Source organism: Streptomyces sp. NPDC001135 (genome assembly GCF_053598395.1).
The window spans coordinates 208455-231117 of sequence record NZ_JBSFKD010000001.1; the positions used below are offsets into that span (position 1 = coordinate 208455).

The following is a 22663-nucleotide window of genomic DNA, read 5'->3' on the forward strand; positions in this document are numbered from 1 at the left end:
GGCACTCGGTTCGTCGGTGCGTTCCACCCGGCTGAACGAGGCCTACGAACAGCTCGTCCAGGTCATCGAGACGGTGTGCGTGCTCGCCGTGATCGGCATCGGCGCCTGGGAGATCTCCACGGGCCGGATGACCCTCGGCCGGCTCCTCGCCTTCGCCGCCTTCCTCGGCTACCTCTATCCGCCGGTACGCGGCCTCGCCCAGCTGGGTCTGACCGTCACGGCAGCCACGGCGGGTGCCGAGCGGCTCATCGAGATCCTGGACGTCCGTCCGTCGGTCGCCGACCCGCGGCACCCTTCGGACACGGGCCGCCCGGACGGAACCGTCGAGGTCCGGGACGTGACCTTCCGCTACCCGGGTGCGGAAGCAAGCGCCCTCGAAGGGCTGTCCTTCTCGGTCCGCCCCGGCGAGCTGGTGATCGTCACCGGCCCGAGCGGCGCGGGCAAGTCCACGGTGTCCAAGCTCCTGCTCCGCTTCTACGACCCGGACGCGGGCGACGTCCTGCTCGACGGCGTACCGCTCCGCGACTTCCCCCTGGCACGCCTGCGTGAGTACGTCACACTGCTCCCCCAGGAGACCCTGGTGCTGCACGACACGGTGCGCGCCAACATAGCCTGCGGCCGGCCCGGCGCCAGCGACCAGGCGATCGAGGAGGCGGCGCGGGCGGCGGACGCCCACGACTTCATCGTGCGGCTGCCCGACGGTTACGACACGCAGGTGGACCCCCACTCGGCCCGTCTGTCCGGCGGCCAGCTGCAGCGTCTGGCCATCGCCCGCGCCATCCTGCGCGACGCCCCCGTCCTGGTCCTGGACGAGCCGACGACCGGCCTGGACGCGATGGCCGCCCGCCGCGTCGTGAGGCCCCTGCGCCGCCTGACGACCGGCCGTACGACGATCATGATCACCCACGATCTCAACCTCGCCCCCGACGCCGACCGCATCCTCGTCGTCGACCGGGGGCGGATCGTGGAGGCCGGCCGCCATGACGAACTCCTCGCCCGGGGCGGGGCGTACGCACGGCTGCACCGCTCGCAGAACAACGCGACGATGGACACCGGTGAGCTGCGCATGCCGCTGTGGGAGGAGGGGCAGGCGCCGCGGCCGGCCCACGACTACGTGACCTACGCCCCCGCGGGTCACTGGACGCACCCTGCCTACGAGCAGTACGGGAACCACGGGAACACCCCCTCGCACCTTCCCGACGGCCGCCCCCTGTTCCGCGACGAGCAGCCCTGGCCCGGGATCTGACAGCCGCTGGAGTCCCACCATCCGGGACAGTGCCGTAAAGGGTTCACGCTCCTGTCGAAGTCCACTACCCTGGACTTGGCAGTACATCGCGATGAACGAACCCGATCAAGCACCAGGACCGCCCGTGACCGTCACCTCCAGCACCACCACGCAGACCCCGGTCACCCCTGTCCGAGGGCCGCGCCGCTTCGGCTCGCTCGGCCCGGTCGGACTGGTCCTGTCCGGCGGTATCTCCGTCCAGTTCGGCGGCGCCCTCGCGGTGACGCTGATACCCCGGGCCGGCGCACCGGGTGTCGTCACCCTGCGCCTGCTCGCGGCGGCCGTCGTCCTCCTGCTGGTCTGCCGCCCCCGGCTGCGCGGCCACTCCCGCGCCGACTGGGGCACGGTCATCGCGTTCGGCGTCGCCATGGGCGCGATGAACGGCCTCTTCTACGAGGCGGTGGCCCGTATCCCGCTGGGCCCGGCGGTCACCCTGGAGGTCCTCGGCCCCCTGACCCTCTCGGTCCTGGCCTCCCGCCGCGCGATCAACGCGCTCTGGGCGGGACTGGCTCTGCTCGGCGTCTTCCTGCTGGGCGGCGGAGGCTTCAGCAACCTCGACCCCACCGGTGTCGCGTTCGCCCTGGGCGCCGGAGCCATGTGGGCGGTCTACATCCTCTTCAGCGCCCGTACGGGCCGCCGCTTCCCCCAGGCGGACGGCCTGGCCCTGGCCATGGCGGTCGCGGCCCTCCTCTTCCTCCCGATCGGCATGGCCGCGGCAGGCCCCCGCCTGCTGAACCCCACCACCTTGGCCCTCGGCTCCGCGGTGGCCCTGCTCTCCTCGGTCCTCCCCTACACCCTCGAACTCCTGGCCCTGCGCCGCCTGCCCGCCTCGACCTTCGCGATCCTGATGAGCCTCGAACCGGCTCTCGCGGCGACGGCCGGCTTCCTCGTCCTGGGCCAGTCCCTGTCCCTGGCGGAGGCGGGCGCCATCGCCCTGGTCATCGCAGCGAGCATCGGAGCGGTCCGCACCCAGGTGGGCCGGGGCGGGGCGAGAGTGGAACCGGCCCCGGAGGCCTGACGCACCGACCCGGCACCCCGCGGCCGAATGGCGGCCGGGTCCACCGGGGCGCGTCGGTCCGGGAGGCTCCGCGGGCCGGCCACCCGCGGATCCCTCACCCGCACGGGGGCACGCAATCGGTGACTACGCTTGATCCTTGACGGCACGATCAGCCGCCACGAGAAGGCAGTTCCATGTCACCCCCGCACAGCCAACCCCCACTCCCGCCGGCCTCCACCCCTGCGGGCGTGAGGAACACCCCGACCACGACATCCGCTGACGAGGACCGCCACCGTGCCGCGTACCACCCCGCCCCGCCCCCATGACATCGAGGCGGTCTTCCCCGAACTCGCCGCGACCCGGCGGCCGGCCACACGGCTGCACCCCCGGCGCGGAACCCCGACGGCCGGCGACAGTTCGGCGGGCGGCCCGATGCTGTGGCCCGCCGACGAGCCCTGGCCGGTGTGCACGGTCGCGCACCAGCGCCACAGCGGCTACCGGTACGCCGATGTGCTGCGCGAGCGGGAGATCCAGGAGCGGGCCCAGCGGCGTGACGAACCAGGGTTCACGCCCGAAGAAGCTCTGGAACTGGCCGGGTTCAAGCGCGGCCGGCACGCCCCGCATCTCGCCGACACGGATCCCGTCCCGCTGGTCGCGGTGGCCCAGCTGTACCGGCGGGACGTCCCCGGCCTGCCCGACCTGGGGCTGGGAGACCTGCTCCAGGTGTTCTGGTGCGGCTACGAACGGCACGGCGACAGCCGCCACGAGGTCCATGTGGAGCTGCGGTGGCGCCACTCGCAGGACGTCGGCGCGGTTCCGGCCCGGCAGCCGGTCCCCGAGGTCGTCGGCCGTCCCGAACTCGTCCCGGCGCCCTGCGTGTTGCACCCCGAGGAGATCACCGAACTTCCCTGGTTCGAGGACCTCGACGTCTCCCTGCAGGACCGTGTCGCCGAGTGGGCGGGACCGGAGGACGAAGGCGAGGGGTATGTCTGCGACCTCTCCACGGCCCCCGGCTGGAAGGTCGGCGGTCACATCGCCTGGAACCTCACCGGCCCGGCGGCCCTGAACTGCCCCGCTTGTGGCACGGAGCTCTTCCCGCTCCTCACAGTGGCGTCCCATGAGTGGGACTCCGGCACGACGAGCTGGATCCCGTACGAGGACCAACGGGACGCGGACACCGGACGGGCGTACTGCCCCACGGAGGTCTCGCCGGGGCGTGGCCGCCTGGTCATCGCCGTATGCCCGCGTGACCCGCACCACCCGGTCCGGCTGGTCGGCCAGTGACGGGGGTGTCCCTGGTGCGGGGCCGCGGGTGCGGGGCGTACGGCAACCCACGTCCCGCCACGGCCAGTTCAACTCCGCTGACCAGCTCTCACCCTGCGCGCACAAGGTGGAGGAGGCCCGCTGGGGGATGTGCCGCGTAGCGCGGCCGGCGGGTCTCAGGAAACGCGCCCGATCCGTCCCTGACGGTGGCTCACCCGCTCGGATGCGCTCGGCGAGCGACTGGTTGCGAGGGTGTGCATGGTGAGTTCATGAACACTACACCTCGCTCCAAGAAGGTCGTTTCCCGGATTCCGCGAGTATTCGCGGTGACTGCCGCCGTGGGCATCGCCTGTGCGGCGGGGGTGGCAACCGCCACATCCGCCGTGGCCGCGACGCCCGCCACGCACGTCGCCACGAAAGCCGCCCCAGCCTACGGCCACGGCGGCGGAGGCGGAGACGGGGAGCACTTCCAGTGCGGCAACGGCCTCCTCGACCTGCTCAACTTCTGCAACTGACCGACAACCGGCGGTAGTTCCCCTCCGCCAACCGAACAACCGCACATGAGAGTAGTCAACCCACCCATTCCCAGGGCGGTCAGGAACAGGGACAGGATCCCTCTGCCTGACCGCCCTGCCGACCGCAACCGAAAACCGCTCGCCCCCGGATCCGGCCCCGACGCGGCGGCACTCCGTGCACCGGTGTGCCCACCGCCCGTGCGAGCCGGGGAAACGCAGGGCACCTCGAGGGAGGAGGGGGGCGGCACGCCGCGGGCCGCGGGCACGTGATGCCGGGCACCTACCCGCCGTGCGGCGGTCCCGGGCGCACGACGTCCTGCGCGGTGCCGGGCCGGCTCCTCGGCGACGCCACCCCGCACCGACACGGAGGAACGCCCCGGCGCCGGCTTCTGCGACGTACGCCGCACAGCGTCGCCGCGGCGGAACCCCCGCCGCTCATTTTCATGCAAGCGTGCTTGATTGTTTCTGGGGTCGCTGCCATGCTCCCCCCATGGCCGACCCCACGCCCGTCATCGACGACCTGCGCGCGGAGAGCGAGGAACTCGACCGGCTCACCGCCGGGTTGAGCCCCGGACAGTGGACGCTCCCCACTCCCGCGCCGGGCTGGACCCTCGCCCACCAGATCGCCCACCTCGCCTGGACCGACCGCTCGGCGCTGCTGGCCGTCACCGACGCCGACGCCTTCCGGGCGCTGGTCGGGAAGGCGCTCACCGCCCCCGACTCGTTCGTGGACCAGGGTGCGCGGGACGGCGCCCGTCTCCCGCCCGCCGAGCTGCTGGCCGAGTGGCGGGCAGGACGTGACGCGCTCGACCGGGCGCTGCGCGCCGCCCCACCCGGCGCCCGTTTCCCCTGGTACGGCCCTCCCATGTCGGCCGCCTCAATGGCCACGGCCCGTCTTATGGAGACCTGGGCCCATGGGCTGGACATCGCCGACGCGCTGGGTGTGGTCCGCCCACCCACCGATCGGCTCAGGCATGTGGCCCGGCTCGGGGTGCGGACCCGCGACTTCGCCCACACCGTCCACGGGCTCACCCCGCCGGCCGACGCGTTCCGCGTCGAACTCGTCGCCCCCTCCCAAGAGGTCTGGACGTACGGTCCGGAAGACGCCCCGCAGCGCGTCACCGGCCCCGCCCTCGACTTCTGCCTCCTCGTCACCCAGCGCGCCCACCGCACCGACCTCGCCCTGACCGCCGTCGGCCCGGAAGCCGACCGCTGGCTGGACATCGCGCAGGCCTTCGCGGGCCCGCCCGGCACCGGCCGCCCCCCGAAGGGGGCCCCGGCGTGACGGTGCTGCGCATCGGCAACTTCTCCGGCTTCTACGGCGATCGGGCGGGCGCCCTGCGCGAGATGCTCACCGGTGGCGAGGTGGACGTCCTCACCGGCGACTACCTCGCCGAACTCACCATGCTGATCCTCGCCCGCGACCGTCTGAAAAACCCCTCCGCCGGATACGCCCGCACCTTCCTGCGCCAGCTGGAGGACTGCCTCGGCCTTGCCCGGGAGCGCGGCGTGAAGATCGTCACCAACGCGGGCGGACTCAACCCGGCCGGACTCGCCGACGCCGTACGGGAGTCGGCCGACCGGATCGGCATCCCCGTCCGGGTCGCGCATGTCGAGGGGGACGACCTCACCGCCCGCCACCCCGGCGCCCTCGCCGCCCACGCCTACCTCGGCGGCTTCGGCATCGCCGAGTGCCTGCGCGCCGGAGCGGACATCGTCGTCACCGGGCGCGTGACCGACGCGGCCCTCGTCACCGGACCCGCCGCCGCCCACTTCGGCTGGCGGCCCGGGGAGTACGACCGGCTCGCGGGCGCCGTCGTCGCCGGGCACGTACTGGAGTGCGGGACGCAGGCCACCGGCGGGAACTACGCGTTCTTCCGGGAGGCCGACATGCGCCGGCCCGGCTTCCCGCTCGCCGAGATCCACGCCGACGGCAGCAGTGTCATCACCAAGCACCCCGGCACCGGGGGCCTGGTCGACGTCGGCACGGTCACCGCCCAGCTGCTGTACGAGACCGGTGGCGGCCGGTACGCCGGGCCGGACGTCACCGCCCGGCTGGACACCGTACGGCTGAGCCAGGTCGGCCGGGACCGGGTGCGGATCGAGGGTGTGCGCGGGGAGGCGCCGCCGCCGACCCTCAAGGTCGGCCTCAACCGGCTCGGCGGCTTCCGCAACGAGGTCGTCTTCGTCCTCACCGGGCTCGGCATCGAGGCGAAGGCGGACCTGGTGCGCGAGCAGCTCACCGACGCGCTCGCCGAGTCGCCTCCGGCCGAGGTGAGATGGGACCTGGTCCGCACCGACCGGGCCGACGCCGACACCGAGGAGACCGCGAGCGCCCTGCTGCGGCTCGTCGTAAGGGATCCGGACGAGCGGGTCGTCGGGCGGGCGCTGAGCGGGGCCGCCGTGGAGCTGGCGCTCGCCAGCTACCCGGGCTTCCATGTGCTGTCCCCACCCGGAAAGGGCGACCCCTATGGGGTCTTCGAGGATGCGTACGTCCCCCATGGTGCCGTGGACCATAGGGCTGTTCTCCACGACGGCCGCCGTGTCCCCGTGCCGCCGCCCCACAAGACGCAGGCCCTGGACGACGTACCGCCCCCGCCCCTGCCCGAGCCGCTGCCGGCCGGTCCGACCCGGCGCGCGCCGCTCGGGCTGGTCGCCGGCGCCCGCAGCGGGGACAAGGGCGGCAACGCCAACGTCGGCGTGTGGGCCCGTACCGAGGACGCCTGGCGGTGGCTCGCGCACGAGCTGACCGCCGAAAGGTTCCGGCAGCTGATCCCCGAGAGCCGGGACCTGCCCGTCACCCGGCATGTGCTGCCGCACCTGCGCGCCGTCAACTTCGTCGTCGAGGGCATCCTCGGCGCGGGCGTCGCCGCCCGGCACCGCTTCGACCCCCAGGCCAAGGCGCTCGGCGAATGGCTGCGCTCCCGCCACCTGGACATCCCGGAGGCCCTGCTGTGACCACCCTGACCTCGGCCCTGGACCCGGGCGGTCCCGACCACCGGGCCCACCGCGAGGCCATGCTCGCCAAGCTCGCCGAACTCGACGCCGAACACGCCAAGGCGCTCGCGGGCGGCGGCGAGAAGTACCTGCAAAGGCACCGCACACGCGGCAAGTTGCTCGCACGGGAGCGGATCGAGCTGCTGCTCGACCCGGACACGCCGTTCCTGGAACTGTCCCCGCTCGCCGCCTGGGGGAGCGACTACACGGTGGGCGCCTCGCTGGTCACCGGCATCGGCGTGGTCGAGGGTGTGGAGTGCCTGATCACCGCCAACGACCCCACCGTGCGCGGCGGCGCGAGCAATCCGTGGAGCCTGAAGAAGGCCCTGCGCGCCAACGACATCGCCCTCGCCAACCGGCTGCCCTGCATCAGCCTGGTGGAGTCCGGAGGGGCGGACCTGCCGTCGCAGAAGGAGATCTTCATCCCGGGCGGCGCGATCTTCCGCGACCTCACCCGGCTGTCGGCGGCCGGGATCCCGACGATCGCGGTCGTCTTCGGGAACTCCACCGCCGGGGGCGCCTACATCCCCGGCATGTCCGACCACGTGATCATGGTCAAGGAGCGGGCGAAGGTCTTCCTCGGCGGGCCCCCGCTGGTGAAGATGGCCACCGGCGAGGAGAGCGACGACGAGTCCCTGGGCGGCGCGGAGATGCACGCGCGCGTGTCCGGCCTCGCCGACTACTTCGCCGTGGACGAGCCGGACGCGCTGCGGCAGGCGCGGCGCGTGGTCGCCCGCCTCCACCACCGCAAGGCGTACCCGGACCCCGGACCGGCCGAGCCGCCCCGGTACGACCCGGACGAACTCCTCGGCATCGTCCCCGGTGACCTCAAGATCCCCTTCGACCCGCGCGAGGTCATCGCCCGGATCGTCGACGCCTCCGACTTCGACGAGTTCAAGCCGCTGTACGGGACCAGTCTGGTGACCGGCTGGGCGAGCCTGCACGGCTACCCGGTCGGGATCCTCGCCAACGCGCAGGGTGTCCTGTTCAGCGCGGAGTCGCAGAAGGCCGCCCAGTTCATCCAGCTCGCCAACCAGCGCGACATCCCGCTGCTCTTCCTGCACAACACCACCGGCTACATGGTCGGCAAGGAGTACGAGCAGGGCGGGATCATCAAGCACGGCGCGATGATGATCAACGCGGTCAGCAACAGCAGGGTCCCGCACCTGTCCGTCCTCATGGGGGCGTCGTACGGTGCCGGCCACTACGGCATGTGCGGACGCGCCTACGACCCCCGGTTCCTGTTCGCCTGGCCCAGCGCCAAGTCCGCCGTCATGGGCCCGCAGCAGCTCGCCGGCGTGCTGTCGATCGTCGCCCGGCAGTCGGCCGAGGCGAAGGGGCAGCCGTACGACGAGGACGCGGACGCCGCCCTGCGCGCGCTGGTGGAGCAGCAGATCGAGTCCGAGTCGCTGCCGATGTTCCTGTCCGGGCGGCTGTACGACGACGGCGTCATCGACCCGCGCGACACCCGCACCGTCCTCGGCCTGTGCCTGTCCGCCGTCCACACCGCGCCCTACGCGGGCGCGCGCGGCGGCTTCGGCGTCTTCCGGATGTGAGGTCCATGATCCAGACCCTGTTGGTCGCCAATCGCGGCGAGATCGCCTGCCGGATCTTCCGCACCTGTGGTGAGTGGGGGATCCGGACGGTCGCCGTGCACTCGGACGCGGACGAGAACGCGCTCCACGCGCGCGTGGCCGACACCGCGGTACGGCTGCCGGGCGCGACGCCCGCCGAGACGTATCTGCGCGGCGACCTGGTCGTGAAGGCGGCCCTGGCCGCCGGCGCGGACGCCGTGCACCCCGGCTACGGCTTCCTCTCCGAGAACCCCGACTTCGCCCGCGCCGTCCTCGACGCCGGTCTGACCTGGATCGGCCCGCCCCCGGAGGCGATCGAGGCGATGGCGTCCAAGACGCGGGCGAAGAAGCTGATGGGGCTCGCGCCCCTGGCCGAGGTGGGGGAGTCCGACCTGCCGGTGCTGGTGAAGGCGGCCGCCGGGGGCGGGGGGCGCGGGATGCGAGTCGTGCGCCGCCTGGAGGATCTGGGCGCCGCGCTGGAGGGCGCGCGCGCCGAGGCCGCGAGCGCCTTCGGCGACGGCGAGGTGTTCGTCGAGCCGTACGTCGAGAACGGCCGGCACGTCGAGGTGCAGGTGCTCGCCGACGCGCACGGCACGGTGTGGGCGCTGGGCACCCGCGACTGCTCCCTCCAGCGCCGCCACCAGAAGGTCGTCGAGGAGGCCCCGGCGCCCGGGCTCTCGGCGGAGCTCGAGGAGGAGCTGCGCGCGCTGGCCGTACGCGCCGCGCGCGCCGTCGCGTACGTCGGCGCGGGCACGGTGGAGTTCCTGGTGGCCGACGGAAGGGCCCACTTCCTGGAGATGAACACCCGCCTCCAGGTCGAACACCCCGTCACGGAAGCCGTGTTCGGCCTCGACCTGGTCGCCGAACAGATCCGCGTCGCGGAGGGCCACCCCCTCGCCACCGACCCTCCACGCGCGCGTGGCCACGCCGTCGAGGCCCGCCTCTACGCCGAGGACCCGGCGAACGGCTGGGCCCCGCAGACCGGCACCCTGCACCGCCTGACGGTCCCCGACGTCCGCCTCGACACCGGCTACGGCGACGGAGACGACATCGGCGTCCACTACGACCCCCTGCTCGCGAAGGCCGTCGCACACGCCCCCACGCGCGCGGAGGCCATCCGCAGACTCGCGGGCGCCCTGGAGCGCGCGGTGATCCACGGTCCGGTCACCAACCGGGACCTGCTGGTGCGCTCGCTGCGCCACCGGGAGTTCACGAGTGGCCGGATGGACACCGGCTTCTACGACCGCCACCTCGCCGACCTCACCGAGCCCGCCCCCGACCCGTACGCCCCCCTGGCCGCCGCCCTCGCCGACGCCCACGGCCGCTCCCGTTTCGGCGGCTGGCGCAACGTTCCCTCGCAGCCGCAGGTCAAGCGGTACCGGATGGCGGGGCAGGAGCACGAGGTCCGCTACCGGCACACCCGGCAGGGTCCGGCGGCGGACGGGGTGCGGGTCGTGCACACCGGGAAGGACCTGGTCGTCCTCGAAGCCGATGGTGTGCGGCGCCGGTACCAGGTGTCCGCGTACGGCGACGAGGTGTACGTCAACTCCACCCGCCTGACCGTCCTGCCCCGCTTCCCCGACCCCACCGCCCAGCACGCCCCCGGCTCTCTCCTGGCCCCCATGCCGGGCACGGTCGTACGCATCGCCGAGGGCCTGACGCAAGGGGCAACGGTCCGGGCCGGCCAAGGCCTCATATGGCTGGAGGCGATGAAGATGCAGCACCAGATCTCGGCACCGGTCACGGGGACGCTGACGGCCCTGCCGGTGGCCGTCGGACAGCAAGTGGAGCCAGGAACGCTGCTGGCCGTAGTCGAGGAACTCTCTTCCTAGGAGCCCCATGACGTCCGTCATCGAATCCGAAGAACACCAAGCCCTCCGCGCCGCGGTGGCCGCCCTCGGCAAACGCTATGGCCGGGCCTACCTGGTACGGGCCGTCGCCGAAGGCAAACCCCCCGCCGCACTCTGGTCCGAGGCGGGAAAGCTCGGCTACCTGGGCGTCAACCTCCCGGTGGAATACGGAGGCGGCGGAGCGGGCATCGCCGAACTCGCCATAGTCCTGGAGGAGCTGGGTGCCGCGGGCTCCCCCCTCCTCATGCTCGTCGTCTCCCCGGCCATCTGCGGAACGGTCATCTCCCGCTTCGGCACACAGGCCCAGAAGCGGACATGGCTCCCCGGGATCGCCGACGGCACCCGCCTCATGGCCTTCGGCATCACCGAACCCGACGCCGGCTCCAACAGCCACCGCATCACCACCACCGCCCGCCGCGACGGCACCGACTGGCTCCTGACCGGCCGCAAAGTCTTCATCTCCGGTGTCGACATGGCGGACGCCGTCCTCATCGTCGGCCGCACCGAAGACGCCCGCACCGGACGCCTCAAACCCTGCCTGTTCATCGTCCCCACGGACGCCGAGGGCTTCCAGAAACGCCCGATCGACATGGAACTGGGCGCCGCGGAAAAGCAGTTCGAGCTGGTCCTGGACGACGTACGGCTGCCGGCGGACGCGCTCGTCGGTGGGGACACCTCCCACGCTTTCGGCAGCGGGGGAGAGGACTCCGGGCTGCTGCAGCTCTTCGCCGGACTCAACCCCGAGCGCATCATGACGGCGGCCTTCGCCGTCGGAATGGGCCGGTACGCGCTCGCCAGGGCCGTCGAGTACGCCCGCGACCGCACCGTCTGGAAGACGCCCATCGGCGCCCACCAGGCGATCGCCCACCCCCTGGCGCAGGCGCACATCGAGCTGGAACTGGCCCGGCTGATGATGCAGAAGGCGGCCCACCTCTACGACACCGGCGACGACCTCGGCGCGGGCGAGGCCGCCAACATGGCCAAGTACGCGGCCGGGGAGGCCTGTGTGAAGGCCGTCGACCAGGCCGTGCACACCCTCGGCGGCAACGGGCTCACACGGGAATTCGGGCTCGCCTCGTTGATAACGGCCGCACGCGTGGCTCGTATTGCTCCGGTGAGCCGGGAGATGATTCTCAACTACGTCTCCCATCAGACCTTGGGCCTGCCCAAGTCGTACTGATCTCCCCCGCCGTACGAGGAGGAACCGTGTTCCGCAGCGAGTACGCAGACGTTCCGCCCGTAGCGCTCCCCATCCACGACGCCGTCCTGGGCCACGCCGCCGGCTTCGGCGCCCGCCCCGCCCTCATCGACGGCACGGACGGCACCACCCTCACGTACGAGCAGGTGGACCGGTTCCACCGGCGTCTCGCCGCCTCACTCGCCGACGCCGGCGTCCGCAAGGGCGACGTCCTCGCCCTGCACAGCCCCAACACCATCGTCTTCCCGACCGCCTTCTACGCCGCCACGCGCGCGGGTGCCTCCGTCACCACCGTGCACCCGCTCGCCACGCCCGAGGAGTTCGCCAAACAGCTCCACGACAGCCGCGCCGGCTGGATCGTCACCGTCTCACCCCTGCTGGAGACGGCCCGCCGCGCCGCCGAACTCGCGGGCGGGGTACGGGAGATCTTCGTCTGCGACAGCGCGCCCGGGCACCGCTCCCTGATCGACATGCTCGCCACCACCGCCCCCGAACCGCACGTCACCATCGACCCGGCCGAGGACATCGCCGCGCTGCCGTACTCCTCCGGCACCACCGGCGTCCCCAAGGGGGTGATGCTCACGCACCGGCAGATCGCCACCAACCTCGCCCAGCTGGAGCCGGCCGTCCCGACCGGACCGGACGAGCGCATCCTCGCCGTCCTGCCGCTCTTCCACATCTACGGCCTCACCGCCCTGATGAACGCGCCCCTGAGGAAGGGCGCCACGGTCGTCGTCCTGCCCCGCTTCGACCTCGAGACCTTCCTCGCCGCGATCGAGAAGCACCGCATCACCGGCCTGTACGTCGCCCCGCCGATCGTCCTCGCCCTCGCCAAGCACCCCGCGGTCACCCGCTACGACCTCTCCTCCCTCACGTACGTCATGAGCGCCGCCGCCCCGCTGGACGCCGCCCTCGCCCGCGCCTGCGCGCAGCGGCTCGGCCTGCCCCCGATCGGCCAGGCCTACGGCATGACGGAACTGTCCCCCGGCACCCACGTCGTCCCCCTCGACCGGCTGCACGACGCCCCCGCGGGCACCGTCGGCAGGCTCATCGCCGGCACCGAGATGCGGATCGTCTCCCTCGACGACCCCGGCAAGGACCTCGGCACCGGCGAGGCCGGCGAGATCCTGATCCGCGGCCCCCAGGTGATGAAGGGCTACCTCGGCCGCCCCGACGCCACCGCCCAGATGATCGACGCCGACGGCTGGCTGCACACCGGCGACGTCGGCCACGCGGACGAGGACGGCTGGCTCTTCGTCGTCGACCGCGTGAAGGAACTCATCAAGTACAAGGGCTTCCAGGTGGCCCCCGCCGAACTGGAGGCCCTGCTGCTCACCCACCCCGGCATCGCCGACGCCGCCGTCATCGGCTCCCGCAACGACGACGGCAACGAGGTCCCGCACGCCTTCGTCGTCCGGGCCGAGGCCGCCGAGGACCTGACCGAGAACGAGATCATGCTGTACGTCGCCGAACGCGTCGCCCCGTACAAGCGCGTGCGCCGGATCACCTTCCTGCACGCCGTGCCCCGCGCCGCCTCCGGAAAGATCCTGCGCCGACAGCTCAGGGAGCACACATGAGCGCACCGATCGGCCGCACGCGCGCGCGTGCCGTCGAAATCCTCAGCCTGGACGCCACCGAGACCCGTAACGCGCTCTCCGCGGCACTCGTCGGCGGCCTCGCGAACGCCCTCACCGACTGCGGCAAGGACCCCGACGTCCGCGCCGTCGTCCTCACGCACACCGGGACCACCTTCTGCGCCGGCGCCGACCTGCGCGACCCACCCCACCCGGACGCGCTGGTCGCCCTGCTGCGGCAGGTCATCGAGCTGCCCAAACCCGTCGTCGCCCGGGTCACCGGACACGTCCGCGCCGGCGGCCTCGGCCTCCTGGCGGCCTGCGACATCGCCGCCGCCTCGCCCCGGGCCACCTTCGCCTTCACCGAGGTCCGCATCGGCGTGGCTCCCGCGGTGATCTCCCTGCCGGTCGTCCCCCGCGCCGACCCCCGCGCCCTGGCGCGCTACTACCTCACCGGCGAACGCTTCGGCCCCGTCGAGGCCGTGCGCGCAGGCCTGCTCACGACGACCGCCGACGACGTCGACGCGGCACTCGCACCCGTCCTGGACGGCCTGCGCCGCTCCTCCCCCGAGGCCCTGGCCGAGACGAAAAGGCTGCTCACGGCTAGGGTGCTGGAAACGTTCGACCGGGACGCGGCGGAACTGACCGCGCTCTCGGCCCGGCTGTTCTCCTCCGCGCAGGCCCAGGAGGGGATGACGGCCTTCCTGGAAAGACGGGATGCGGCATGGGTGGTGTGACCACATGAGCACGACGGTGGAACGCGACCGCGTACCCAAGCAGGACCGCAGCCGGGCCACCCGGCAGCGGCTCCTGGAGGCCGCCGTGGCCTGCCTGGCCGACTACGGCTGGGCGGGCTCGACCGTGGCCGTCGTCGCCGAACGCGCCGGCGTCTCCCGCGGCGCCGCCCAGCACCACTTCCCGACCCGCGAGGACCTGTTCACGGCCGCCGTCGAGTACGTCGCCGAGGAGCGCTCCACCGCCCTGCGGGCCCTCTTCCCGGCCGGCCCCGCCGACCGCCGTGCCGTGGTCTCGGCCCTGGTCGACCTCTACACCGGCCCCCTCTTCCGCGCCGCCCTTCACCTGTGGGTCGCCGCCTCCGACGAGGACCAGCTGCGCACGCGCGTGACCGAGCTGGAGGCCCGCGTCGGCCGCGAGACCCACCGCATCGCCGTCGACCTCCTCGGCGCCGACGAGTCCCGTCCCGGCGTCCGCGAGACCGTCCAGGGCCTGCTCGACATGGCCCGCGGCCTGGGCCTCGCCAACCTCCTCACCGACGACACCGCCCGCCGGGAACGCGTCGTCGCCCAGTGGGCCGACCTGCTGGACCGGGCCCTGGGCTGAGTCCCTGCCGGTGCCGAGCCAGTGAAGTGGGCCACACCCGTATCCGGCAGGGGGCAGTACCCTTGCCGCATGCTTCCGATGCTCGTTCGACGCCGCCACGTGGACTACGTGCGCGTCACGAGCATGGGCTGTCGCCATTCGGCCTGATTCAGCCCCTTTTTTCTTCCTCTTCTTACGGCATCCTGGGCGCCGCCCCTTACCCTCGGCGGCCTGCCCGTGGCCCACACACCCCTGTGGACGCACCCATGACGACGCACACCCCGGCGACGACCTCGTCGTACGACCAGCTCCCCGTGATCGACCTGTCGGCCGCCGACCGCGGCCCCCAGGCCCGCGCACTGCTCCACGCCCAGCTGCACAGCGCCGCGCACGACGTCGGCTTCTTCCAACTCGTCGGACACGGCGTGACTCCGGCCGAGACCGACGCGCTGCTCACCGCCATGCGCGCCTTCTTCGCCCTCCCCGAGGCCGACCGCCTCGCCCTGGACAACATCAACTCGCCCCATTTCCGCGGCTACACCCGCACCGGCGACGAACGCACCGCCGGCGCCCGTGACTGGCGCGACCAGCTCGACATAGGCGCCGAACGCCCCGCCCGCGCCCCCGCCGCCCAGGAGCCCGCGTACTGGTGGCTGCAGGGCCCCAACCAGTGGCCCGCGGCCCTGCCCGAACTCCGCACGGCGGCCCTGGCCTGGATCGACAAGCTGAGCACAGTAGCCCAGCGCCTCCTGCACGAACTCCTCACGGCCATCGGCGCCCCGGCCGACTTCTACGACCCGGTCTTCGGCGACCACGCCCACCCGCACCTCAAGCTCGTCCGCTACCCCGGCAGCGCGGGCGACGGCACCGACCAGGGGGTCGGCGCCCACAAGGACTACGGCTTCCTGACCCTGCTCCTGCAGGACACGGTCGGCGGCCTCCAGGTCCAGCGCGAGGACGGCCGTTTCCACGACGTCCCGCCCATCGACGGCGCCTTCGTCGTCAACCTCGGCGAACTCCTGGAGGTCGCCACCAACGGCTACCTCCTCGCCACCAACCACCGCGTGGTGAGCCCACCGGGAGCCACGGAACGCTTCTCGGTCCCGTTCTTCTACAACCCCCGCCTGGACGCGAGGGTCGAGCCCCTGCCCTTCCCGCACGCGTCGAAGGCCCCGGGCATCACCACGGACCCGACGAACCCCCTGTACGCCGAGTACGGCTACAACGAGCTGAAAGGGAAACTGAGGGCGCACCCGCTGGTGGCGGAGAGGCATCACGCGCAGTTGCTGACCGCCGTATGAAAGACGGGCCCGCAGGGCCCGTCCTCAGGGGCGCGGGGCCGTATCGACCTGCGACTCCGCCGCGCGGGCGCGCGAATCCACGACGCGCCCGCAGCCGCCACCGCGCCCCGGGCACCCCTCTCAGCGGGTGATCTCTCCGTACCCCTCGATGTCCTCCGGCCGACGCGGACCGGGCCCCACATACCGCGCGGACGGCCGCACAAGCCTCCCCGTCCGCTTCTGCTCCAGGACGTGCGCCGACCACCCGGCGGTCCTCGCGCACGTGAACATCGACGTGAACATGTGGGCCGGCACCTCGGCGAAGTCCAGCGTGATCGCGGCCCAGAACTCCACGTTGGTGGCCAGCACCCGGTCCGGCCGCCGGTTGTGGAGTTCCTCCAGCGCCGCCTTCTCCAACGCCTCGGCGACCTCGAACCGCGGTGCGCCCAGCTCCCGCGCCGTACGCCGCAGCACCCGCGCCCGCGGGTCCTCCGCCCGGTACACCCGGTGCCCGAACCCCATCAGCCGCTCACCCCGGTCGAGGGCCTGCCTGACGTACGCCTCCGCGTCCCCGGTCCGCTCGATCTCCTCGATCATCCCGAGCACCCGTGACGGCGCACCCCCGTGCAGCGGTCCGGACATGGCGCCCACCGCCCCCGACAGCGCGGCGGCGACATCGGCACCCGTCGACGCGATCACCCGCGCCGTGAACGTGGACGCGTTCATGCCGTGCTCCGCGGCGGACGTCCAGTACGCGTCCACGGCCGCGACGTGCTTGGGGTCCGGCTCGCCCCGCCAGCGGATCATGAACCGCTCCACGACCGACTTCGCCTTGTCGATCTCCCGCTGCGGCACCATCGGCTGCGTCTGCCCCCGCGCGGACTGGGCGACGTAGGACAGCGCCATGACGGCGGCCCGGGCCAGGTCCTCCCGCGCCTGCCGCTCGTCGATGTCGAGGAGCGGCTTCAGTCCCCACACCGGCGCCAGCATGGCGAGCGCCGACTGCACGTCCACCCGGATGTCCCCGGAGTGCACCGGGATCGGGAACGGCTCGGCGGGCGGCAGACCCGGGTTGAAGGCGCCGTCGACCAGCAGCCCCCACACGTTCCCGAACGAGACGTGCCCCACCAGGTCCTCGATGTCGACGCCCCGGTAGCGCAGGGCGCCGCCCTCCTTGTCCGGTTCGGCGATCTCCGTCTCGAACGCGACGACTCCCTCGAGTCCGGGTACGAAATCGGACATCAGGCGGCTCCTCGTGATGTGGTCGGCGGCGGTCACCCCGGTGATGCCCCGATCGGCCGGTGGTCACCCAAACCGCAAGGGAACCAGCACGATAACCCCCAGTGTCACACTTGGGGAGCCCACGCGACACTCAGTGCCAGACCCGTCCGATACGTCTGGACGGCACGCACCGCACGTACGGCAAGATGACCGCGTGACCGACCGCGAACCCCTCCTGGACCCCGTCCTCGACCCCGCCGCCATGCGCAAGCAGTACCGGGCGGAGGGCCTCGCCGAACAGGACCTCGCCACGCACCCCATGGACCAGTTCGCCCGCTGGTTCGAGGACGCCGCCCGGGCGGCCCTGCACGGCACGGTCTACGAACCCAACGCGATGGTCGTCTCCACGGCGGACGCGGCGGGCCGCCCCACCTCGCGCACGGTCCTGATGAAGCAGTTCGACACCGAGGGCTTCGTCTTCTACACCAACTACGACTCCCGCAAGGCCCGCGACCTCGCCGAGAACCCGCACATCTGCCTGCTCTTCCCCTGGCACCCGCTCGCCCGCCAGGTCATCGTCACCGGCACCGCCCACCGCACCGGCCGCGACGAGACCGCCGCCTACTTCCGCAGCCGCCCGCACGGCTCCCAGCTGGGCGCCTGGGCCAGTGCCCAGTCCTCGGTGATCGCCTCCCGCACCGAACTGGACACCGCCTACGCCGACCTGGAGGCCCGCTACCCCGAAGGCGAACAGGTCCCCGTCCCCCCGCACTGGGGCGGCTACCGCATCACCCCGGAAACCTTCGAGTACTGGCAGGGCCGCGAGAACCGCCTCCACGACCGGCTGCGGTACGTCCTTCAGGCCGACGGCCACTGGGCAGTGGAACGCCTCAGCCCCTGACCCGAGCCACCCGCAGGCCTACGTGTCCCGCAGCGCCTCCGCCAGATCCAGCGCCGCCGCGATACGGACCGCCACATCCTCCGCATAGGCCGTGTCGGACCGCTCGAAGCGGCTGCGGCCCGAGCCGCGCAGGAAGGTCACCACCCCCAGCGTCCGCCCCCGGCTGCGCAGCACCACGCACAGGGCGTGCACCGCGTCCCCGGGCCACTGCCGGGCCAGCGCCCACTCCCGCGCCCGCTCCGCCGGGACCGACCCGGCGTCCGCCCGCACGGCCCCGGCCCGCTCCACGCACTGCAGCGCCGGATGACCCGCCTCGTAGCGCACGGGCAGCCCGGCCGCGCCCGTGAGCACGCTCGGCCCCGGCGCTCCGGCGGGTGTCGCGGCGAGCCGCACCAGCCGTACGGCCGGCTCCTCGCCCTCCGGGTGCGGGGCGGGCGCCGTACGGTCGATCAACGCGTGATCGGCGAAGCCGGCGAGGGCGAAGTCCAGGTGGACGACGGCCGCCTCGGCCGGGTCCTCGCACTCGGCGGCGGCGCGGGCGGCCCGGTGCAACTGGTTCGTACGGAACCGCAGCAGGGCCGCCTCCTGCTCACCCTGCTTGGCCTCCGTGACGTCCTGGAACAGCCAGCCGACACCCAGGGGCACCGGTTCCTCCGCGAGCGGCGAGGCCAGCCGCACGAACCCGTTCCGCCAGCAGCGCCGCTCGCCCTCCGTGGTGCGCACGGTCACCCACATCTCGGCGGGCGCGGGCGGCGCACCCTCGGCCAGCACATGGGTGAGCGCGGCCTCCAGCTCCTCCACGCCCTGCGCGAGCAGCTCGCCGAGCGGCCTGCCCAGCGCGGACGTACGCCCGATCCCGAGGGCACGGGCCGCGTGCGCGTTGACGACGGCCGGCCGCAGATCGGCGTCGATCAGTACGACCCCCCACGCCGCGTCCTCGAACAGCGCCTCGCTCAGCGCGATCGACCGCTCCAGATCGATCTGCGCGTGCACCTCGCTGAACGCGCAGTACACCCCGGCCGGCTTCCCCTCGGGCCCGCGCACGGCGGCGGACTGGGTCCGTACGAGGACCCGCCCGCCGTCCTTCGTCACCAGCGCGAACTCATGCACCTGCCGCCCGGGCGCGTGCATCGCCGACATCAGCCGGGCCTGCACCTCCTCGGCGTCGGCACGGCGCACCGCCCACCCGGCGAACCCGTGCCGCCCGACCGCCTCGGCGGCCGTCCAGCCGAGGATCCGCTCGGCCTCGCGGTTCCAGTGCGTGACGACCCCGTCCGCGTCGAAGGCGCACAGTGCCGCGTCCATGCCGTCGAGCAGCGCGGCGAGCAGATCGGAGCCCCCGGACTCACCGGGCTCGTCCGGCCCCAGCTCATCGGTGGTCCCACTCCGCCGGGAAGCACTCACCTGGACCCCCTGGAGGCTGCGTTACATCCGGCCTTCATTCAACTGGAACGTGACCCAGCCCACATCCTGTTCCCGCAAGATTGAGGGAGTCAATGCGCGCCAAAAAAGGGGTTGAGCGTCTCCGGCCGGCTTCCTAGGGTGTGGGGTACACGAGAAGGGAGGTGGTTCGGCAGATGTATGAGAACCGGACGCGTGAGGTGGCTGCGGGCTAGCGGTCCGCCACCACATCCAGTGCGGTGCCGGACCAGCACGTGACAGGCGTGCAGCCGGCCCAATCCCAAGCAGTCCACCCGACCCGCGAGCTCGCCGGTACGTCCGGCCGGCTTCTCCGCCGACAGGCGGAGGACCCGAGCTCGCGGGTCGTCTGCGTTTGCGCGGGTCCCGCCACCGGTGCGCGGGGCCGGTCTCAGCGCCGGTAGAAGATCCGGTCGCCGTACTCCCGCATCACGCGGCCGTTCCACTCGTGGCCGCCGTCGACGTTGCCGGAGCGCAGGAGCGGGGGCTCGATGCCGCGGCCGGCGAGGGTGGCGGCGGTGGTCGCCATGACCGCCTGTATCAGGGCGGTGGTGACGACCGTGGAGGCGGGGGCGAAGGGTGCCGGGATGGTGTCGAGGGTGAGTTCCGCGTCGCCGACCGCGATCTTCGAGTCCAGGACGACATCGCAGTGGTCCTTGAGGAAGGTGCCGGAGGCGTGCCGGGACGTGGTCTGCGTGGCGTAGGCGACCGAGGTGACGCCGATCACCTTCACGCCGAGGGCGCGGGCGCCGGTGGCCATCTCCACGGGCAGGGCGTTGCGCCCGGAGAGGGAGATGATCACCAGGGCGTCGCCGGAGCGGAGCGGTGAGGTGTCGAGGACGGCGCTCGCGAGGCCGTCGACGCGTTCGAGGGCGGAGCCGAGGGTGGCCGGGGTGACGTCGACGCCGACGACGCCGGGGACGGTGAGCAGGTTCATCAGGGCGAGGCCGCCGGCGCGGTAGACGACGTCCTGGGCGGCCAGCGAGGAGTGGCCGGCGCCGAAGGCGAACAGGCGGCCGCCGGCGGCGACGGTGTCGGCGAGGAGGGCGGCCGCCGCGGCGATCGACTCGGCCTCCTCTTCGCGGACCCGTTGCAGCAGGGTGACGGCGGCGTCGAAGAACAGGTCGGCAGGCGTGCCGTCGCTCATGCGGTGCCCCTTCGCAGCGTCTGTGTCGCGGATCACCGTGCGGTCTGGACCAGCGCGGTGTCAATACGGCGCCGCGCGGCCGACGGGACGGTAACCCCGGCCGTTTCCCCGGCGGCCCCCGGATGTCAGTGGGATCCGGCAGAATTGGTGCCAGGGCCAGCGCACGCGCCGGGCTGCCGGCAGAGGTAATCGAGGGGCACGTATGTCCGGACTGATCGACACCACGGAGATGTATCTCCGCACCATCCTCGAACTCGAAGAGGAAGGCGTCGTCCCCATGCGCGCCCGCATCGCGGAGCGGCTCGACCAGAGCGGGCCGACGGTGAGCCAGACGGTGGCGCGCATGGAGCGCGACGGCCTGGTCTCGGTGGCCAGCGACCGTCATCTGGAGCTGACCGACGAGGGCAGAAGGCTCGCCACGCGCGTGATGCGCAAGCACCGGCTGGCCGAGTGTCTCCTCGTCGACGTGATCGGCCTGGAGTGGGAGCAGGTGCACGCGGAGGCCTGCCGCTGGGAGCACGTGATGAGCGAGGCCGTCGAGCGGCGGGTGCTGGAGCTGCTGCGGCACCCGACCGAGTCGCCGTACGGCAACCCGATCCCGGGCCTGGAGGAGCTGGGCGAGAAGGACGGCGCCGACCCGTTCCTGGACGAGAGCATGGTCTCGCTGGCCGACCTGGATCCGGGCACGGACGGCAAGACGGTCGTCGTCCGCCGTATCGGCGAGCCGATCCAGACGGACGCGCAGCTGATGTACACGCTGCGGCGCGCGGGCGTGCAGCCCGGCTCCGTGGTGAGCGTGACCGAGTCGGCCGGCGGTGTGCTGGTGGGCAGTGGAGGCGAGGCGGCCGAGCTGGAGGCGGACGTGGCCTCGCATGTGTTCGTCGCCAAGCGCTGAGCAGGGGAGGGCCCCGGCGCCTCGCGGCGCCGGGGCCTGTCCTCCCCTGTGCTGACCCGGAGCCCCGAGCTCTCAGGGTCATCCCCCTCGGACCGTTTTTCCCCGAGCGGTCCGCCTCCCGCCAGAAAAGATCCCCTGGGCGGCGGCGATCATTCCTTGAGGGGTGTCACTCGAATGAGGGGTGTTGTCCGCAGAGACAGATTTTTCGAATGAGCATTCGATAGTCTGCGGCGGCAGTTCGACAGCGACAGCAGCGAGTACGAGTACGGCAGTACACCGGTACGAGGCAGGCGGAGCTGGGGGGTGCCAGGCCCATGGCGCGGCGCATGGACGTGACGGGAGCGGGCGGTGTGCGCCTGGCCGCCTGGGAGTTCGCCGACCCTCCCAAGACGGGACCCGACGCGGCGGACGGCCGGCCGGACCCCGAGCCCGGCGGTCCGGGCGTGCTGTTACTTCACGGCCTGATGGGCCGGGCCTCCCACTGGGCCTCGACCGCCCGCTGGCTCGCCGCCCGCCACCGCGCCGTCGCCCTCGACCAGCGCGGTCACGGCCAGAGCGAGAAGCCCCCGCAGGCGGCCTACACCCGCGAGGCCTATGTCGAGGACGCCGAGGCCGCGATCGAACAGCTCGGTCTCGCCCCCGCCCTCCTCATCGGCCACGCCATGGGCGCGCTGACCGCCTGGCAGCTCGCCGCGAAGCGGCCGGATCTGGTCCGGGGTCTGATCATCTGCGACATGCGGGCCTCCGCGTTGGGGGCCGCCTCGCAGCGGGAGTGGGCGGACTGGTTCAGGGCCTGGCCCGTGCCCTTCGCCACGCTCGCCGACGTACGCAAGTGGTTCGGTGCGGACGATCCGTGGGTGGAGCGGCCGAGCCCTGCCCGCGGCGCCTTCTACGCCGAGGTCATGCACGAGTCCGCCGACGGCTGGCGCCCCGTGTTCGAGCCGGAGCAGATGCTGCGCACCCGGGAGAGCTGGGTGTACGACGCGCACTGGGAGGAACTGGCGCAGGTGCGGTGCCCGACGCTGGTGGTGCGGGGGGTGGACGGGGAGCTGGGGCGGGCCGAGGCGCAGGAGATGGTGCGGGTGCTTCCGGCCGGGCAGTACGCGGAGGTTTCCGACGCCGGGCACCTCGCGCACTATGAACTGCCGTCGGCTTGGCGGTCGGCCGTCCAACCGTTTCTTGACCGGATGCTCGGGAACGTGAGCGCGTGAGAGTCCGACGGGTCGG

18 protein-coding genes and 1 pseudogene are annotated in these 22663 nt (G+C 72.6%); 16 read left to right on the forward strand and 3 right to left on the reverse strand.

The window, feature by feature from the left end; genetic code table 11:
• Positions 1-10 precede the first annotated feature (10 nt).
• From ACWC94_RS01100 to ACWC94_RS01160, 13 genes and pseudogenes are all read left to right on the forward strand, one after another.
• A pseudogene (locus ACWC94_RS01100) lies at positions 11-1246 on the forward strand (ABC transporter ATP-binding protein); the annotation flags it as partial.
• 91 nt (positions 1247-1337) lie between these two features.
• A complete protein-coding gene (locus tag ACWC94_RS01105) occupies positions 1338-2303 on the forward strand; it encodes an EamA family transporter (protein ID WP_450794232.1) in 966 nt (321 codons plus the stop codon).
• A gap of 273 nt (positions 2304-2576) precedes the next feature.
• Positions 2577-3566: a hypothetical protein gene (locus ACWC94_RS01110; protein WP_450794233.1), complete on the forward strand. Its 990-nt coding sequence runs from the start codon at positions 2577-2579 to the stop codon at positions 3564-3566.
• Positions 3567-3814: 248 nt separating this feature from the next.
• Positions 3815-4060 (forward strand): hypothetical protein, encoded by a 246-nt coding sequence (locus ACWC94_RS01115; protein ID WP_450794234.1) that lies wholly within the window; start codon positions 3815-3817, stop codon positions 4058-4060.
• 490 nt (positions 4061-4550) lie between these two features.
• On the forward strand, positions 4551-5345 hold the full coding sequence (locus ACWC94_RS01120; RefSeq protein WP_450794235.1) for a TIGR03084 family metal-binding protein: 795 nt from the start codon (positions 4551-4553) through the stop codon (positions 5343-5345).
• Positions 5342-7018, forward strand: coding sequence for an acyclic terpene utilization AtuA family protein (locus tag ACWC94_RS01125; RefSeq protein ID WP_450794236.1), 1677 nt, complete (start codon positions 5342-5344; stop codon positions 7016-7018). Before ACWC94_RS01120 ends, ACWC94_RS01125 begins: the two co-directional genes overlap by 4 nt.
• The gene (locus ACWC94_RS01130) at positions 7015-8613 is read left to right on the forward strand and encodes an acyl-CoA carboxylase subunit beta (protein WP_450794237.1); all 1599 of its coding nucleotides are present in this window, start codon (positions 7015-7017) and stop codon (positions 8611-8613) included. Before ACWC94_RS01125 ends, ACWC94_RS01130 begins: the two co-directional genes overlap by 4 nt.
• Before the next feature lie 5 nt (positions 8614-8618).
• Positions 8619-10463 carry an ATP-binding protein gene (locus ACWC94_RS01135; protein WP_450794238.1) on the forward strand — a complete coding sequence of 615 codons (1845 nt, stop codon included), beginning with the start codon at positions 8619-8621 and terminating at the stop codon, positions 10461-10463.
• Positions 10464-10470: 7 nt separating this feature from the next.
• On the forward strand, positions 10471-11661 hold the full coding sequence (locus tag ACWC94_RS01140; protein ID WP_450794239.1) for an acyl-CoA dehydrogenase family protein: 1191 nt from the start codon (positions 10471-10473) through the stop codon (positions 11659-11661).
• A 26-nt stretch (positions 11662-11687) separates the two neighbouring features.
• A complete protein-coding gene (locus ACWC94_RS01145; RefSeq protein ID WP_450794240.1) occupies positions 11688-13256 on the forward strand; it encodes a 4-coumarate--CoA ligase family protein in 1569 nt (522 codons plus the stop codon).
• Entirely contained in the window at positions 13253-13990 is a 738-nt protein-coding gene (locus ACWC94_RS01150) for an enoyl-CoA hydratase family protein (RefSeq protein ID WP_450794241.1), read from the forward strand. The genes ACWC94_RS01145 and ACWC94_RS01150 overlap by 4 nt, the downstream gene beginning before the upstream one ends.
• A gap of 4 nt (positions 13991-13994) precedes the next feature.
• Entirely contained in the window at positions 13995-14594 is a 600-nt protein-coding gene (locus ACWC94_RS01155) for a TetR/AcrR family transcriptional regulator (RefSeq protein ID WP_450794242.1), read from the forward strand.
• Positions 14595-14839: 245 nt separating this feature from the next.
• Complete coding sequence (locus tag ACWC94_RS01160; RefSeq protein WP_450794243.1) at positions 14840-15874, forward strand: isopenicillin N synthase family dioxygenase; 1035 nt, start codon at positions 14840-14842, stop codon at positions 15872-15874.
• A 120-nt stretch (positions 15875-15994) separates the two neighbouring features.
• On the opposite strand, the gene ACWC94_RS01165 is transcribed toward ACWC94_RS01160, so the two are convergent.
• Complete coding sequence (locus tag ACWC94_RS01165; protein ID WP_450794244.1) at positions 15995-17095, reverse strand: citrate synthase 2; 1101 nt, start codon at positions 17093-17095, stop codon at positions 15995-15997.
• A 193-nt stretch (positions 17096-17288) separates the two neighbouring features.
• On the opposite strand from ACWC94_RS01165, the gene pdxH reads away from it, so the two are divergent.
• Positions 17289-17975 (forward strand): pyridoxamine 5'-phosphate oxidase, encoded by a 687-nt coding sequence (gene pdxH, locus ACWC94_RS01170; RefSeq protein WP_450794245.1) that lies wholly within the window; start codon positions 17289-17291, stop codon positions 17973-17975.
• Between the two features lie 18 nt (positions 17976-17993).
• Here the strand turns inward: pdxH and ACWC94_RS01175 are convergent, their stop codons facing one another.
• Both ACWC94_RS01175 and ACWC94_RS01180 read right to left on the reverse strand, forming a co-directional pair.
• Positions 17994-19379 carry a PAS domain-containing protein gene (locus ACWC94_RS01175; protein ID WP_450794246.1) on the reverse strand — a complete coding sequence of 462 codons (1386 nt, stop codon included), beginning with the start codon at positions 19377-19379 and terminating at the stop codon, positions 17994-17996.
• Positions 19380-19785: 406 nt separating this feature from the next.
• Positions 19786-20541, reverse strand: a complete 756-nt coding sequence (locus tag ACWC94_RS01180; protein ID WP_450794247.1) for an SIS domain-containing protein — start codon at positions 20539-20541, stop codon at positions 19786-19788.
• A gap of 202 nt (positions 20542-20743) precedes the next feature.
• Between ACWC94_RS01180 and ACWC94_RS01185 the strand changes: the two genes are divergently transcribed.
• Both ACWC94_RS01185 and ACWC94_RS01190 read left to right on the forward strand, forming a co-directional pair.
• The gene (locus ACWC94_RS01185) at positions 20744-21436 is read left to right on the forward strand and encodes a metal-dependent transcriptional regulator (RefSeq protein ID WP_031169316.1); all 693 of its coding nucleotides are present in this window, start codon (positions 20744-20746) and stop codon (positions 21434-21436) included.
• Between the two features lie 314 nt (positions 21437-21750).
• The gene (locus ACWC94_RS01190) at positions 21751-22647 is read left to right on the forward strand and encodes an alpha/beta fold hydrolase (RefSeq protein ID WP_450794248.1); all 897 of its coding nucleotides are present in this window, start codon (positions 21751-21753) and stop codon (positions 22645-22647) included.
• Positions 22648-22663: the final 16 nt, after the last annotated feature.